Genomic DNA, 15,796 nt, shown 5'->3' with positions numbered 1-15,796 from the left:
ACCCTCTTGTGCCCCTGCCGGGTAGGCAAGTTTCGTTCGCTTCGCAAGCGTCAAACACCCATTCCTAACCGGTTAAGCAAAGAAAAACCGGCCGCTCACGCAGCCGGTTTCAATTTCACAAAATACAGGGAATGTTATTCCTTGTTCAGCGCCTCCAGACGAGCCTTATTCGCTGCGATAACCTTTTCCTGTACCGGAACCGGTGCCTCATCGTAGCGCTCGAACTGGGAAACAAACGAGCCTCTGCCCTGCGTCATGGAGCGCAGCTTGATCGCGTAATCGCCAAGCTCTGCCATCGGGCACTCGGCTACAATCTCCTGCTTGCCGCCGTCGAGCGGATTCATGCCCATGATGCGGCCGCGGCGCTTGTTCAGATCGCCGATAACATCGCCCATGTAGGAATCCGGGATAACAACCTTGAGCGAGCAGACAGGCTCGAGCAGAACCGGATTTGCCTGCGGGATACCAGCCTTGTAGGCCAGACGGGCCGCCATCTTGAAGGACAGCTCGTTGGAGTCTACATCGTGGTAGGAGCCGTCGAGCAGGGTTGCACGCAGGCCAACCATCGGATAGCCGGCCAGAACGCCGTGCTCCATCGCCTCGCGGATGCCCTTATCAACTGCCGGATGGAAGTTCTTCGGTACGGAACCGCCGAAAATCTTCTCCTGGAACAGGTAATCGCCCTCGGCATACGGTGCAAATTCCATCTTAACGTGGCCGTACTGACCATGGCCGCCGGACTGCTTCTTATGCTTGCCTTCTACCGTAACAGCCTTGCGGATCTTCTCGCGGTACGGAACGATCGGATCGGTCAGCGTAACCTCTACGCCAAACTTATCCTTCAGCTTGGAGCACAGAACGTCCAGATGAATATCGCCGGCACCGGAGATCAGGTGCTGCTTGGTTTCCGGGTTAAACTCTGTATCGAAGGACGGATCCTCGTCACGCAGACGAGCAAGACCGGTGGAGATCTTCTCCTCAACGCCCTTTACCTTAGGCGCGATTGCCTGCGTGTAGCACGGCGGCGCAATCTCGATCGACTCAAGCTCAACCTTGCGAACGCTCATCGAAAGCGTATCGCCGGTCTTGGTGGTAACCAGCTTGGAAACGGCGCCGATGTCGCCGCAGCCGATCACCGGAACCTCGGTCGTCTTTTTGCCGCATACGGTGAAGATGTGACCCATCTTCTCGTTTGCATCGGCACGCTTGTTGACCAGCGTCATATCCTGCTTGACCTCGCCGGACATAACCTTAAAGTAGGAGAAACGGCCATACTGGTCAGCGACCGTCTTAAATACAAATGCACAGGCAGAGCCGTTCGGGGTGCAGTTGATCTCAATCAGCTCGCCCTTTTCGTCCTCGCAGATCTCAACCGGCTTTTCATCGGGAGACGGCATGTAGTCCGCAATGCCCTTGAGCAGTGCGTAGGAGCCGATACCGGTTGCAGCAGTGCCGCAGAATACCGGCGCGAGAACCAGATCCTTCACACCCTGACGGATACCGGCGATCAGCTCTTCATCCGAGAACTCCTCGCCTGCGAAGTAACGCTCCATCAGGTCCTCAGACAGCTCGGCGATGTTCTCGCACAGTGCTGCACGGTGCTGGTCGATACGGTCCTTCATGTTGTCCGGGATCGGGATCTCGACACGCTTGTTGCCTTCCATGCGGTACGCCTTGCGGATAACGCAGTCCACAATGCCGACGGTATCGCGGTTGCCCTCAAAGATCGGGACAACGATCGGCGCTACCGATACGCCGAACTGCTTCTGCAGCTTGTGCAGAGAGTTATAGTAATCCGAGTTTTCCTCGTCGATCTTGGAGATGTAGAACATACGCGGCATTGCGTGCTCCTCACAGTGAGCCCATGCCTTTTCGGTGCCGACGCCCGGGCCGGACTTGCCGGTTGCGACGATGAGTGCGGACTCCGCAACGCGCAGTGCGCACTGCACTTCACTTTCAAAATCAAAGAAACCCGGGGTATCGAGCAGATTGATCTTGCAGCCGTTCCACTCTACCGGCGCTACAGCCGTGGAAATGGAAAACTTGCGCTTGATCTCTTCGGGATCAAAGTCACAAACCGTGTTGCCGTCCGCGATCTTGCCAACGCGGTCGGTTACACCGGCGATATTGAGCAGGCTCTCGACCAGCGAGGTCTTGCCGTCGCCGCCGTGACCCATCAGACATACATTACGGATCTTGTTAACCGGATAATTCGCCATAGTTTATATTACACTCCCCTGCCCTAACCTGTTATCGTGCCCTGCCGGCACGTTATACTCCTGGGCGCTTTGTTTCGTGGGAGCGATCCTCTCTTTGCGGGATCGTTTCCCTTCTTCGTTATTATACACCATATAAGTCAGGTATGCAAGCTGTTTTTTGTGCAATTTTCATGTAGCATTTTTCACAACGCCGTCGAATAACAGCGGCGGCCACTTAGTGCACGTTTCGCACACATTCTGATAAAAAATCCGAATTTTCCTTTGTTTTTTGCATTTCCGGAAGATTTTCAGCAAAATCGCTCGTTTTTGTTTACTTCTTACAAATAAAATGATATAATTTTAGTGCTACTTCACAAAGGAAGAAAAAAACGCCCTTCGTATAATCTGACAAAGGGAAGCCTGTGACGGCATTTTGCACAGCTGTCCGTTCTGCCGATCTCAGGCAAATTCTGCCGCAGTTTTACAACACGATAGAAACCTTTGCCGCCGGTCAAGCATTTTATGCGGTATCTCGAATACCGCAGTAATTGAGAATGGAGAATTAACGCAACGGTTTCATTCTCCATCCTCAATTCTCCGTTTCCATAAAAAAGCCGCTTACCTGTCGGTAAGCGGCTTTGGGCTTCTTTAGTTCAGGAAATCCTTCAGCTTCTTGGAGCGCGACGGATGACGCAGCTTACGCAGCGCCTTTGCCTCAATCTGGCGGATACGCTCGCGAGTTACGTTGAATTCCTTGCCAACCTCCTCGAGGGTGCGGGTATGGCCGTCCTCGATGCCGAAGCGCAGGCGCAGAACCTTTTCCTCACGCGGCGTCAGAGTTTTGAGCACCTCGACGAGCTGCTCCTTGAGCAGCATGAAGGAGGCCGCCTCTGCCGGTTCCGGCGCGTCGTCGTCCGGGATAAAGTCGCCGAGGTGAGAATCCTCCTCCTCGCCGATCGGCGTCTCGAGCGATACCGGCTCCTGCGCGATCTTCAGAATGTCGCGCACACGGTCAACCGGCATGTTCATCTCCTTGGCGATCTCCTCCGGGCTGGGATCGTGGCCCAGCTCCTGCAGCAGCTGGCGGGAAACGCGGATAACCTTGTTGATGGTCTCAACCATGTGTACCGGAATACGGATCGTACGCGCCTGATCCGCAATCGCACGGGTGATTGCCTGACGGATCCACCACGTTGCGTAGGTAGAGAACTTAAAGCCCTTGGTGCTGTCGAACTTCTCAACTGCCTTGATCAGACCGAGGTTGCCCTCCTGGATCAGATCGAGGAACAGCATGCCGCGGCCGACATAGCGCTTTGCAATGGAGACAACCAGTCGCAGGTTCGCCTCAGCCAGACGCTTCTTGGCACGGTCGCCGAGCTTGATATCCTTCTCAAGCTGTGCGCGCTCCTCCGCCGGAATGGCATCGCCTTCGTTTGCGATACGCTCTGCGGCCTCGTTGCCCTTCTGCATGCGCTCTGCGAGCGTTACCTCCTCCTCAGGAGACAGCAGATCGACCTTGCCGATCTCCTTCAGATACATGCGGACCGGATCGTCAATGGCGAACGTCTCAGCCATGGCAGAGGTATCGACCAGTTCTTCCTCCGGAACCTCTTCCACTTCCTCCGGCTCAAAGGAGTCGTCATCGTCACCGATGACCTTCTCCAGCACACCGTTCGTCTCAACCTCGATGCCCATGGTCTCGAGCGTCTCGTACACCTTGTCGATGTCCTCACTCGACAGCTCCAGATGGCTCAGTGCATCCGAAATCTCCTTGAGCGTCAGGCGGCCGTTCTTCTTGCCAAGCGCGAGCAGGTCGCGCAGGATCTGCTGCTGTGCTGCCTGCTGCTCCTGTGCGTTTGCGGCTGCATTTGCGTTTGCTTTCGTCATATCGTTTGTCCTCCCGCGTTTTGTTTTTTGATGCGTCCGAATGTAAGCAGCGGGTCCTCTCCCGCCTGCGTAATGGTTCCATCCTTGACGCGCTGCATTCGTATGGTGTTTATGTATTCCTGCAGTTCCCCTCGATGCTCTCCGGCCGGAATGCCGGGCTCGAGTATCGCGGACAGCAGGCTCATTTCGTTAGGCTCCAGCCATCCCTCAAAGGACAGCACATCGACCATCTGGTCGTTTTGGTTCAACTCGAGCACGCGCTCGTATATCTTACGCAGCACCGGTGCGGAAAACCACGCCGGCTGCAAGTCCTTTTCGGCAACGGCAATCAATTTCTGGTCCGAGAACAGAAGTCTAAGCACGTTCTCCTCAGCCTTTGCGGATTTCATATCGGTATACGCCAGCGACCTGTCTTTCGGCTGCGCCAGTCCGACCGGAGAGCGTATCTCACGCCGTTCGGCGGCCTTTCGCCGCTTGCGCTGGATGCCGAGTTCACGCCGAACCTCAACGTTCATGGCTTCGGCGGTCACGCCTGCCATCTTGGCGGCACGTCCGGCGTAGACCTCACGTTCGATGGTGCTCTCGATGCCGGCGAGCATCCGTGCTGCATCTCTGAGGAACAGTACGCGTGCTTCATCGTCCTCAAGGTCGTACTTTGCGGCAATCTGCTCAATGCGGAACGCGTTGTGATCCTCGCTTCGCTCGATCAGGCTACGGAACGCATCCGCGCCGCGTGCCTTGATGAATTCATCCGGATCCTTGGCCCCCGGAATACGCAGCACCTTGACCTGCAGATCACATTTTTTCAGGATGTCGATCGCGCGCTGTGCCGCCGCCTGACCGGCTCCGTCCGCGTCATACGAGATGACAATGCGGTCGGTGTGCCGCGCGATAATGCGCGCCTGCTCCTCGGTCAGCGAGGTGCCAAGCGATGCAACCGCAGAATCAAATCCCGCCTGATGCAGCGCGATGACATCCATATAGCCCTCGGCTAAGATAAAATAATCGTTCTTCGTGCTTTTTGACAGGTTGAGCGCAAACAGATTGCGGCTCTTGTGGAAGATCGGCGTTTCCGGCGAGTTCAGGTACTTCGGCTTGGAATCATCCAGCACACGGCCGCCGAATGCGATCACATGACCGCGCACGTCGATGATCGGGAACATGACACGGTTGCGGAACCGGTCGTAAATATGTCCCTTTTCGCTGCGGCTGACCAGACCGGCATCCATGAGTTCCTCGCGCGTGTAGCCTTTGGCCGTCATCGCGTCAATGAGCGCGTGGAAGGAATCCGGTGCATAGCCGAGTCCGAAGCGGTTCATCGTCCTTCGGGACAGACCTCGGTTGATAAAATACTGCTGTGCGGTTCGGTTTTCCGGCCGCCAGAGTGTGTCATAATAATAGCGTCCGGCATCCCTGCAGAGCGCGTACAGACGCTCTCTGTGGCGCGCCGCTTTGCGCTCGGCTTCGCCCTGTTCGGGTATCTGCATGCCCGCCCGCTCGGCGAGATAGCGTACCGCATCCGGGAAGGTCAGACCTTCCGCCTTCATAATAAAGGTGATGACACCGCCGCCTGCGCCGCAGCCGAAGCAGTGAAAAATCTGCTTGTCCGGCGAGACCGAAAACGAACCGGTTTTCTCGTTGTGGAAGGGGCACAGACCGAAATAGTTCGCGCCGCTCTTTTTCAGCTGCACATATTGCGAAACGATCTCTACAATGTCGTTCCGCGCGGACAGCTCGTCCAGAAATATACGGTCAAACGGCATTTCGTGTCCCTCCTTCCCTATTTATCGAACGAAAACGAATATATGATACCCATTTTCGTTAATCCTCAATCTTATTCCAGCTTTTCGGAATAAACAAATTCTTATAGACCGCTATCGAGTAGCGGTCGGTCATGCCTGCAACATAGTCGCACGCAATCCGCTCGAGCGCCTCCCCCCGGGCCTGCAGCACGAAGTAATCGTCCGGCAGCTCGTCAGGATGCTCGATAAAATATTCGTACAAACTGCGCAGCATGGATTTTGCGCGTTTTTCCTCACGCTGTGCGGCCGTGCCGTGGTACACATGATCGAACATGAACTGCCGCAGCTCCATCATGTCCTCGTGCATCTGCTCGTCCATGCCGATCTCCAGATACCGCTGACCGTACTCGATCATCGCCGTCACCAGCGTATCAATGCGCTTGCCGTGCGTCCCACCCAGGCGTTTTCTCAAATGCTGCGGAATATCGCTCTCGCGGATAATGCCCGCGCGTACCGCGTCGTCAATATCGTGGTTGATATAGGCAATGCGGTCGGCAAAGTGGATAATGCGGCCTTCCGGCGTACTCGCCTTGCGCCTGCCGGTATGGCAGACAATGCCGTTGCGCACCTCGCGCGTAAGGTTCAAATCCTCGAGCACATCCACCACGCGCAGACTCTGCTCGTTGTGCCGAAACCCGAACGGACAAACCTCATCGAGTGCCGCCTCTCCGGCGTGACCGAACGGCGTGTGCCCGAGATCATGTCCGAGCGCGATCGCTTCGGTCAAATCCTCGTTGAGTCCGAGCGCCCGCGCGATTGTCCGCGCAATCTGCGCGACCTCAAGCGTGTGCGTCAGCCGAGCACGGTAGTGGTCGCCCTCCGGCGAGATAAATACCTGCGTCTTGTTGCCCAGCCGCCGGAACGCCTTCGAGTGGATAATGCGGTCCCGGTCGCGCTGAAAGCAGGTGCGGTACGGACACGGTTCCATCGGGCGCAGCCTGCCTGCGGAGCTGTCCGCAAAGGTCGCCCACGGCTCAAGCACCGCGTGCTCGCGCTGTTCGTTCTGCTCTCGAATGGTCATATGTACCGCCTCCTCAGCCTCGGAGAATCCGTCACATAATAGTTATACGAAACGAAATCTGAAAATCCTCTTTTTTTCACAAAAATTTTTTCAGAATTTTGTGAGCCTTGCAAGCCGGTATTTACTTGACACGCCGACCCATGAATCGGGTCTCCATGACCTCGGCGTAGACCTGCCCTGCCGTGGCTTCGGCGAGCGCTTGATTGAGCTTGTCCTCCCGACCGGCGGGCAGCGTCACGGTCAGCGTTACATCCGCGCCGTAGTCGGTCTCCTCGACCGCGCAGTCGTGGTCCGGCAGCAGGTGCAGAATAATCTCGTACAGATTGTACGGGCACGCGATGAGCGCCACCGTGTACAGGCTCATTCTCTGCACACCGGCCGCCGCGACAGCCACCTGCGCGCCCTGCGTGTACGCGCGGACCAATCCGCCCGTACCGAGCAGAATGCCGCCGAAATAGCGCGTAACAACGCAAACGCAGTCGGTCAGGTTCTCGTGACGCAGAACCTCGAGGATCGGCATGCCTGCCGTGCCCTGCGGTTCTCCGTCATCCGAGTAGCGCATCACATTGCCTTCACGGAGAATGTAGGCGTAGCAGTTGTGTGTCGCGTCCCAGTAGGTCTCGCGCATCTCCTTTATCTTCGCTACCGCCTCCTCGGCGGTTTCGACGTGCCACAGCCGTCCGGTGAACTTGGAGCGTTTTTCTTCAAATTTGTCCTCGCCGTAATCGGCAAAAGGCACAAAGTAGTCTTTTTCCATCAGCAAATCCTTAAATAATCAGGAATTAGTAGTTAGTAATTGCGGTATCGCGCCATGCGCGATGATTCAAAATGCGCTTCGCGCACCTTAATTTCTAATTCCTCATTACTAATTACTCATTATCCATAATGTATGTCGAAACTCTGCCGTAGGTCTTATCATCCACGACCGCCTCGACAATCGTGCCTTCCGCGGCATAGTCGGTCGAGTCGATCTGTGCTTCGCGGTGCAGCATATCGAGCACGGCGCCGTCGCTGTACGGAATGCACAGCTTCACCTTATGCTTGCCCTTGCCGAGCGCCTTTTCGATGGCAGTCAGCAGGTCGTCAACGCCCTCGCCGCTCTTTGCGGAAATCTTCACACCCTCATCCGGCCGAATGAACGGAATGACGTCCGGGTCGCACTTATCCGCCTTGTTGTACACCATCACACGCGGAATATCCTGTGCGCCGAGCTGTGCCACAACCTTATCCACAGTCTGTGCATGAATCTGCCAGTTTTCGTCCGAAACATCCACAACGTGCAGCAGCAGATCGGCATACGCCAGCTCCTCGAGCGTGGCCTTGAACGCCGATACGAGATGATGCGGCAGCTTGCGAATAAAGCCTACGGTATCGGACAGGAGAATTTCCTGCGTGTCCGAAATGCGCTTTTTGCGCGTAGTCGGGTCGAGTGTATCGAACAGACGGTCGTTCGCCTCGATGCCCGCACCGGTCAGGGTGTTCAGCAGTGTGGACTTGCCCGCGTTCGTATAGCCGACAATGGCAACCAGCGGCAGCTCGGCCTTTTTGCGCTGACGGCGCTGCACAGAGCGCACCTGCCGCACCTGCTCCAAATCACGGCGCAGCTTGTCGATGCGGCTGCGGATGTGACGGCGGTCGCTCTCCAGCTTGCTCTCACCGGGTCCGCGCGTGCCGATGCCGCCGCCGAGACGGCTCATCGCCTTGCCCATACCCGCCAGACGCGGCAGAATGTACTGGTACTGCGCCAGTTCGACCTGCAGCTTGCCTTCGCCGGTGCGCGCACGCTGCGCGAAAATATCGAGGATGAGCGCCGAGCGGTCGAGTACCGTGCGGCCGGTCAGCTCCTCCAGATTGCTCATCTGCGACGGCGACAGCTCGTTGTCGAACAGGATCAGACTTGCGTCGTTCATCTCGGCAAGCTGCTTGACCTCTTCCGCCTTGCCCTCACCGATAAACGTGCGGGCATCCGGCGCCGGACGGCGCTGCAGCGTCATCGCAACAGCCTCTGCACCGGCAGTCTCCGCCAGCGCGCGCAGCTCGTCCATCGTGCGCTCGTCCGCATCCTGATCGGCGTTGAAGCTCGGACACGACAGACCAACCAGAACCGCCCGTTCGATCTGCTTTTCTTCTGTTTGATTGGTAAACGGCATGGAAAATTCCTCCTTGCTGTTAAATTATCCTCTGTATTTATTACACCCAAACGCAAAACCGTACAAGACTTGATTTTCCGTCTGTTTTGTGGTAATATAAGGGTAGAAAAAGTGAATCTTTTTTCCGTCACGACCAGTCGTGGCGGATTTTTGTTATATAGAAAATGCCCTATCGTTGTAAGTCGACGCACCCTGCGGTAACATTCGTTATCAAATTAAACTCGTAGTTGCCGTCCATAGCCACCAGACCAACGAGTTGCGCGGCACAGATATGCCGCGCCTGCGCAGACTAAACCTTCTGTGTAGCAGTACGGTATCCTAGAACTGCGAATCGGTCGAGTAATGGACGCGCAATGCGCGCCCCTACAGACGGGTAACCCGACTGCCGTTCCCCTATTTCGGAGCGGTCGCCGGTCTCTGGTCTGCGCCAAGCTAAGAAACAAAGGGAAACGGGAGTTAAGAGGGTAGAAACCGCAGGTGTCTACCCTCTTGCCCACCGCCGTGGGTACGGCGAATCTCCTGCCGTCCGCAGACGGCAACTCTCCGCTGAGGTTCAGCGAAAAACTTTCCGCCCGGACAGGATGAACCGCCTGCGCGGTTCAAGCGCACCAGACCGCCTGTACCGCAAACACCCTTCCGCAATCTGAAAACAGATAACGAAAAAGCCACCGAAAACACGTTTCGATGGCTTTTCACATTACTTGTCCAGATTGAAACGCTTCTTGAAGCGATCAACACGTCCGCCGGTGTCTACCAGCTTCTGCTTACCCGTGAAGAAGGGGTGGCACTTGGAGCAAACGTCAACGACGATGTTCTCCTTGGTGGAGCCGGTCTCAATGACATTGCCGCAGGCACAGCGGATCGTGGTCTGCTTGTAGTCGGGATGGATGCCCTGTTTCATGTTGTTTCACCTCTTTCCACGGATATGTTTACATATCTCCAACAGTCGTAAAATTATCTTACCACATGTTTTCCGAAAATGCAAGCATTATTTTTCATAAATCAGATTTTCTTCTTTCCAGCCCTCGAGCACGGGAATCATGGAAGCGGCAAGCTGCTTTGCGCCTGCCAGATCGTGCAGTAGATAATTACCGCACTCAATGCGGCTCGCACCCGGAATCTCGCCCTCGTAAGCGGCGATAAACGCCATGCTCTCCTGCACGAGCGCAATCGCGTCCGACGGCTTCATATCGCGCACAAGGAAGTAGAAGCCGGTCTGACAGCCCATCGGACCGCAGTAGATGATCCGATCGGCAAACTTCGAGTTGCGCGCATACGTTGCAAACAGGTGTTCAAACGTGTGACCCGCCGCAGGCTGGATGTAAGTACCCGCATTCGGGTACACCATTCTGATATCATAGGTGGTGATGTCGCCGTCGATACGCGAGGTATACATACCCGGCTTCAGTTTATCATGGTTTACTTCAAAGCTGGCAATTCGTTTCATGCCTTTGCCTCCTTCTCTACATCAAGGAACCGCAGTTCCGAGCGGTATTCGCGCCAGAGCAGAATATACGAGATAAAGAATGCTGCGATTTCTGCAATCGGGAATGCATACCATACCGCATTCAGGCCAAACTGCTGACCCAGAATCCACGCCGCCGGAAGGATAACGACCAGCTGACGGCAGACAGACACGATCAGGCTGTTCATGCCGCGTGCGGTGGCCTGAAACAGCGTGGAGTTGATGATGCCGAACGCCGCGCCGAGGAACGACAGGCTGATGGTCTTGAGCGCCGGAACGCCGACCTCAATCATCTCCTGTGCTGCCGCTGCATCGGACTTGTCCACAAACAGCATAAGCATCTGCTCGGGCAGCAGCTGGAACAGCACCAGACCAAGCGCCATAATGACGACAGCCGCCGTCAGCGTGATCTTGTATGCCCCCATCAGACGCTTGCGGTTGCGTGCACCGTAGTTGTAGCCCATAACCGGCAGCGCACCCTGATTGAGTCCGAATACCGGCATAAAGACGAAGGTCTGCAGCTTGAAATACACACCGAGTACGTTGACCGCCGTCTGCGAGAAGGCGATCAAAATGCCGTTCATGCCCGCTGTCATAACAGAAACGACGCTCTGCATGACAATACCCGGCAGACCAACGCGGTAAATATCCTTGATCGTCTGTCCGCGCCACTTGAACTCGCGCATGTTGACATTCAGCACCTTCTGTTGACGGAACACGCCCCACAGACCAAGCGCCATGCCGAAGATCTGGCCGATAACGGTCGCGAGCGCCGCACCGCGAATACCCATCTCCGGGAACGGACCGATACCGAAGATCATCAGCGGGTCAAGGATGATGTTGATGATCGCACCGGTCAGGCCCTGACACATCGGGATGATCATGTTGCCGCCGGACTGCTGGATCTTCTCGCACATCATCGAGATCATAACAAAAATACTCATGCCGACCGCAAGGTGCGAATACTGGATAGCGTAAGCCGAAACCGCCTCGCTCGCACCGAATGCGCCGACGAATACACCCGAAAATCCCCAGCCGAGGATGAAGAATGCGATGCCGCCAACAACCGCCAGCGCAACGCCGTGCTCTGCCGCCGAGTCCGCGTGCTTCTGGCGCTTTTCGCCCAGACGGCGTGCGATCAGCGAGTTTACGCCGACACCAGTGCCGACACCGATCGCCACGACCAGCATCTGCAGCGGATATACGAGCGAAACCGCCGCCAACGCATCCTGCGAATACTTGGCCACGAAGATACTGTCTACGATGTTGTACAGCGCGTTGATGATCATGGAGATCATCGCCGGCAGTGCCATCGAAAAGATCAGCGGACCCATTTTCGCGGTGCCCATTTTATTCTGTTGTTCCAAAAATTCCAGCCTCCCAACGTAAAAGGAAGCCGCGTTAGGATTCCTAACGCAGCTCCATACTCTCTTTCCTATATATAATAGGATATGATGCGTTATATTGCAAGTGTTTTTTACAGTTTTCCGGCAAGTTCGGCAAAGGAATGCTCGACGAACACATCGCTGACCTGCCGGAGCGTGTCTTCGCCCTCCGCGTAGGCGGGTTCGGCCATGCCGCAGAGCGCAAAACCGGCTTTTTTCGCCGTTACGCCCGCATACGGCGCGTCCTCAAACACCATGCACTCGCCTGCTGTCAGACCGAGGCGCTTTGCTGCTTCGAGATAAATGTCCGGCTCGTACTTGGGCACGCCCACATCCTCGATGGTGAGCATGAACTCGAAATATTTCATCATGTCGCGGTCGATGAGCGCCTTCTCCGCGTGGCGGCGTGCCGTCAGCGTAGCGATGGCCATTTTGACGCCGCGTGCGCGCAGACCTTCGAGAAAGTCGATTACACCGTCCTTGGGCTTTGCAATCGTCTCGTAGCGGGAGGTAATCAACTCGTCCATGCCGTCGAGCATCTGCTGACGGGTCAGCGGCAGATTCGGATAGCGTTTCAGAAAATACTCCGCAACCTGCGGCTGAGAAAAACCCTCGCATACCGCGTAGTCCGCGTCTGTGATGTGAACGTCGAACTGCGCAAGGTAGCGCTGTGTCAGTCGTTTCCAGACCGGCATGGAGTCCAAAAGCGTGCCGTCCATGTCGAAAATTGCACCTTTGAAATTCTGCATTGGTTTTGTTCCTTTCGAGAACGTATATCGTAGGGCGTGACGACCTCGGCACGCCGCCTTTTCAGCAACTGCACATGATTTACACGGCGCGCCGAGTCGTCGCGCCCTACGGATGGTTGGTTATTTGGTTTTTCGGTCGATATATCTCGGCTGGAGCTTGGAATAGATGATCTTCTGCTCACTGTACAGGCCGTAGTACCCGGAGAGCATGTACGCGATGGCGATGACCAGCGCAAACAGCGCAAGGCTCTGACCTCCGAACAGCTCATACGCCAGCAGGATAGATGTAAGCGGCGAATTTGTCACGCCGCAGAACACGGCCGTCATACCGAGACCGGCCGCAAAGGACGGCGCCAGACCGAAAAATCCGCCGTAGGCGGCGCCAAAGGTTGCGCCGATGAACAGCACGGGCACGATCTCACCGCCCTTATAGCCGACGCCGATGGTAATCGCCGTCAGCACCAGCTTGAGGAAAAACGTCTCGTATGCCGCGTGACCGGCAATCGCGCGTTCAATGACCTGCATGCCTGCACCGTTGTAGTCGCGCGTGCCGAGCAGCAGGCTGATGAGCACCACGACCGCGCCGCCAACCGCAATGCAGGCGTACTGGTTCGGCAGAAAATGCTTGAACAGATGACCGATTTTATGGAAGATGATGCACACGAGCGCACTCAGTCCGGCGCAGACCACGCCGAACGCCACCAGCTTTACAATGAGCAGCACATCCGTATTTTCCGGCACACCGGAGAGCGTAAACGCGGTCGTGCCGCCGCCAAGCTGCAGCGCTACCTGATGCGCGATCACGCTCGCAAGGATGGACGGAAACAGCGCCGCGTAGTACATCACGCCCACGCTGATAACCTCCATTGCGAACACGCTCGCCGCAAGCGGTGTGCCGAACAGCGCCGAAAAGCACGCTGCCATGCCGCACATGGTGATCGTGCGGGAATCCTTGTCGTCCAGGTGCATCAGATGTCCGATATTGCCCGAAATCGCACCGCCGAGCTGCAGCGCCGCACCTTCTCGTCCGGCAGAGCCGCCGCACAGGTGGGTCAGCACCGAGGTGATAAAGATGCTCGGAGCAAGCCGCAGCCGCACCGGATGATCCTGCCGCACCGAGGTCAGGATGAAGTTGGTGCCGCGTTCAAGCGGCATATCCATTTTACTGTACCAGAACGCGATAAACAGACCGACCAGCGGCAGAAAATACAACGTCCAGCTCTGCTCCTGCCGGGTTTCGGTCGCCCATTCGAGTGCGTGCTCAAACGCCGCACCGACTGCGCCCACCACCACGCCGATAATGACTGCAAACAGGCACCACCGCGCAAACGCGCTGATATTGCGCCGCACGCGGTACCACGAACCGTACAGCCGCCGCAGCAGACGGCGTCCCGGCTTATTATTCTGAGGCATAGCGCCCCTCCCCTTCATGCGATCTCATTTCCGATAAGAATTGCCCCGCAGAGATAACCTGTGGGGCAATTTGTGAGTAAACTATGCTTATTTGCTCGTAGATGCGGTTTCCTTGAGCACAACATCGTGTGCGCCGCCCTCGACGATCGAGGTTGCGGATACCAGCGTGATCTTTGCCTTCTTCTGGAACTCCGGAATGGACAGAGAGCCGCAGTTGCACATGGTGGAACGGACCTTGCTCAGGGTCAGACCGAGGTTGTCCTTCAGCGAGCCTGCGTACGGAACGTAGGAGTCAACGCCTTCCTCGAAGGACAGCTTCTTGTCGCCGCCCATGTCGTAGCGCTGCCAGTTGCGGGCACGGGCAGAACCCTCGCCCCAGTACTCCTTCATGTAGCTGCCGTTGATGTTGACCTTGTTCGTCGGGGACTCGTCAAAACGAGAGAAGTAACGGCCGAGCATGAGGAAGTCGGCGCCCATAGCCAGCGCCAGCGTGCAGTGATAATCGTGAACGATACCGCCGTCCGAGCAAATCGGAATGTAGATGCCGGTCTCCTCGAAATACTCGTCACGAGCGGCTGCAACCTCGATCAGAGCGGTAGCCTGACCGCGGCCGATGCCCTTCTGCTCACGAGTGATGCAGATGGAGCCGCCGCCGATGCCGACCTTGATGAAGTCCGCGCCGGCCTCAGCAAGAAAACGGAAACCCTCGCGGTCAACAACGTTGCCCGCGCCGACCTTTACACTGTCGCCGTACTTTGCGCGTACCCAGGACAGAGTGCGGCTCTGCCACTCGGAGAAACCCTCGGAGGAGTCGATGCAGAGAACATCTGCGCCGGCCTCAACCAGTGCCGGAACACGCTCTGCGTAGTCGCGGGTGTTGATGCCTGCGCCGACTACATAACGCTTGTGCTCATCGAGCAGCTCAAGAGAGTTTGCCTTGTGGCTGTCGTAGTCCTTGCGGAATACCATATAAACCAGATGCTGCTTGTCGTCTACCAGCGGCAGAGAGTTCAGCTTGTTGTCCCAGATGATGTCGTTTGCGATCTTGAGGCTGGTATCTGCCGGAGCGGTGATCAGCTTGTCAAACGGCGTCATGAACTCCTCAACCTTAACGCTGCGCTCCATACGGGAAACACGGTAGTCGCGGCTGGTGACAATGCCGAGCAGCTTGCCGTTCGCGGTGCCGTCATCGGTAACAGCCATGGTGGAGTGACCGGTGCGCTCCTTCAGCTTGAGGACTTCCTCAAGGGTGGTGTCCGGCTTTACGTTGGAGTCGGATACGATGAAGCCTGCCTTGTAGCTCTTTACGCGGGAAACCATGGCAGCCTCACTCTCGATCGACTGCGAACCGAAGATAAAGGAGATGCCGCCCTCCTGCGCCAGTGCGATCGCCATACGATCATCCGATACCGCCTGCATGATTGCGGAAACCATCGGAATGTTGGCATACAGCGCGGATTCCTCGCCCTTTTTGTACTTAACGATTGGTGTGCGCAGGCTTACGTTCGCCGGCATGCACTCCGCAGAGGAATACCCCGGTACCAGCAGATATTCGTTAAAGGTATGCGAAGGTTCACTGAAATAATACGCCATTTCGTCGTTCTCCTTTTCTCCAGATAGGTCGTTTTTGATAGTTAAGTTTATTATATCCTTTTTGCCCTGTAAAGTAAAGCGGGCATATGACGGTTTTTCACGATTTTTGCCGCATGCGTGTTATGCAATCCGT

Annotated in this window: 12 protein-coding genes; all 12 read right to left on the bottom strand. The window is 56.3% G+C overall.

Annotation, left to right across the window (positions count from 1 at the left end; translation table 11 throughout):
* Positions 1-134: 134 nt before the first annotated feature.
* Positions 135-2,219, bottom strand: a complete 2,085-nt coding sequence (locus DWZ82_RS04730; protein ID WP_118479144.1) for an elongation factor G — start codon at positions 2,217-2,219, stop codon at positions 135-137.
* 627 nt (positions 2,220-2,846) lie between these two features.
* Positions 2,847-4,085: an RNA polymerase sigma factor RpoD gene (rpoD, locus tag DWZ82_RS04725; protein ID WP_110436306.1), complete on the bottom strand. Its 1,239-nt coding sequence runs from the start codon at positions 4,083-4,085 to the stop codon at positions 2,847-2,849.
* Positions 4,082-5,848 carry a DNA primase gene (gene dnaG / locus DWZ82_RS04720; protein ID WP_118479142.1) on the bottom strand — a complete coding sequence of 589 codons (1,767 nt, stop codon included), beginning with the start codon at positions 5,846-5,848 and terminating at the stop codon, positions 4,082-4,084. Before dnaG ends, rpoD begins: the two co-directional genes overlap by 4 nt.
* 58 nt (positions 5,849-5,906) lie before the next feature.
* Positions 5,907-6,908, bottom strand: a complete 1,002-nt coding sequence (locus DWZ82_RS04715) for a deoxyguanosinetriphosphate triphosphohydrolase (RefSeq protein ID WP_118285636.1) — start codon at positions 6,906-6,908, stop codon at positions 5,907-5,909.
* A gap of 121 nt (positions 6,909-7,029) precedes the next feature.
* On the bottom strand, positions 7,030-7,665 hold the full coding sequence (locus DWZ82_RS04710) for a YigZ family protein (RefSeq protein WP_118479140.1): 636 nt from the start codon (positions 7,663-7,665) through the stop codon (positions 7,030-7,032).
* A 112-nt stretch (positions 7,666-7,777) separates the two neighbouring features.
* A complete protein-coding gene (hflX, locus tag DWZ82_RS04705; protein ID WP_118479138.1) occupies positions 7,778-9,058 on the bottom strand; it encodes a GTPase HflX in 1,281 nt (426 codons plus the stop codon).
* Positions 9,059-9,755: 697 nt separating this feature from the next.
* Positions 9,756-9,959 carry a 50S ribosomal protein L31 gene (gene rpmE, locus DWZ82_RS04700; RefSeq protein ID WP_016147979.1) on the bottom strand — a complete coding sequence of 68 codons (204 nt, stop codon included), beginning with the start codon at positions 9,957-9,959 and terminating at the stop codon, positions 9,756-9,758.
* 87 nt (positions 9,960-10,046) lie between these two features.
* Positions 10,047-10,505 (bottom strand): S-ribosylhomocysteine lyase, encoded by a 459-nt coding sequence (locus tag DWZ82_RS04695; protein WP_118479136.1) that lies wholly within the window; start codon positions 10,503-10,505, stop codon positions 10,047-10,049.
* The gene (locus tag DWZ82_RS04690; protein WP_118479134.1) at positions 10,502-11,890 is read right to left on the bottom strand and encodes an MATE family efflux transporter; all 1,389 of its coding nucleotides are present in this window, start codon (positions 11,888-11,890) and stop codon (positions 10,502-10,504) included. The genes DWZ82_RS04695 and DWZ82_RS04690 overlap by 4 nt, the downstream gene beginning before the upstream one ends.
* A gap of 110 nt (positions 11,891-12,000) precedes the next feature.
* A complete protein-coding gene (locus DWZ82_RS04685; RefSeq protein ID WP_118479132.1) occupies positions 12,001-12,657 on the bottom strand; it encodes an HAD family hydrolase in 657 nt (218 codons plus the stop codon).
* A gap of 120 nt (positions 12,658-12,777) precedes the next feature.
* The gene (locus DWZ82_RS04680) at positions 12,778-14,070 is read right to left on the bottom strand and encodes a chloride channel protein (protein WP_118479130.1); all 1,293 of its coding nucleotides are present in this window, start codon (positions 14,068-14,070) and stop codon (positions 12,778-12,780) included.
* Positions 14,071-14,157: 87 nt separating this feature from the next.
* Positions 14,158-15,663, bottom strand: coding sequence for an IMP dehydrogenase (locus DWZ82_RS04675; RefSeq protein WP_117491317.1), 1,506 nt, complete (start codon positions 15,661-15,663; stop codon positions 14,158-14,160).
* Positions 15,664-15,796 lie beyond the last annotated feature (133 nt).

This window comes from Butyricicoccus sp. AF35-5AC, assembly GCF_003477715.1.
GTDB lineage: Bacteria > Bacillota > Clostridia > Oscillospirales > Butyricicoccaceae > Agathobaculum > Agathobaculum butyriciproducens.
The sequence above is the reverse complement of the archived record's forward strand: the minus strand, read 5'-3'. Positions and strand labels throughout refer to the sequence as shown.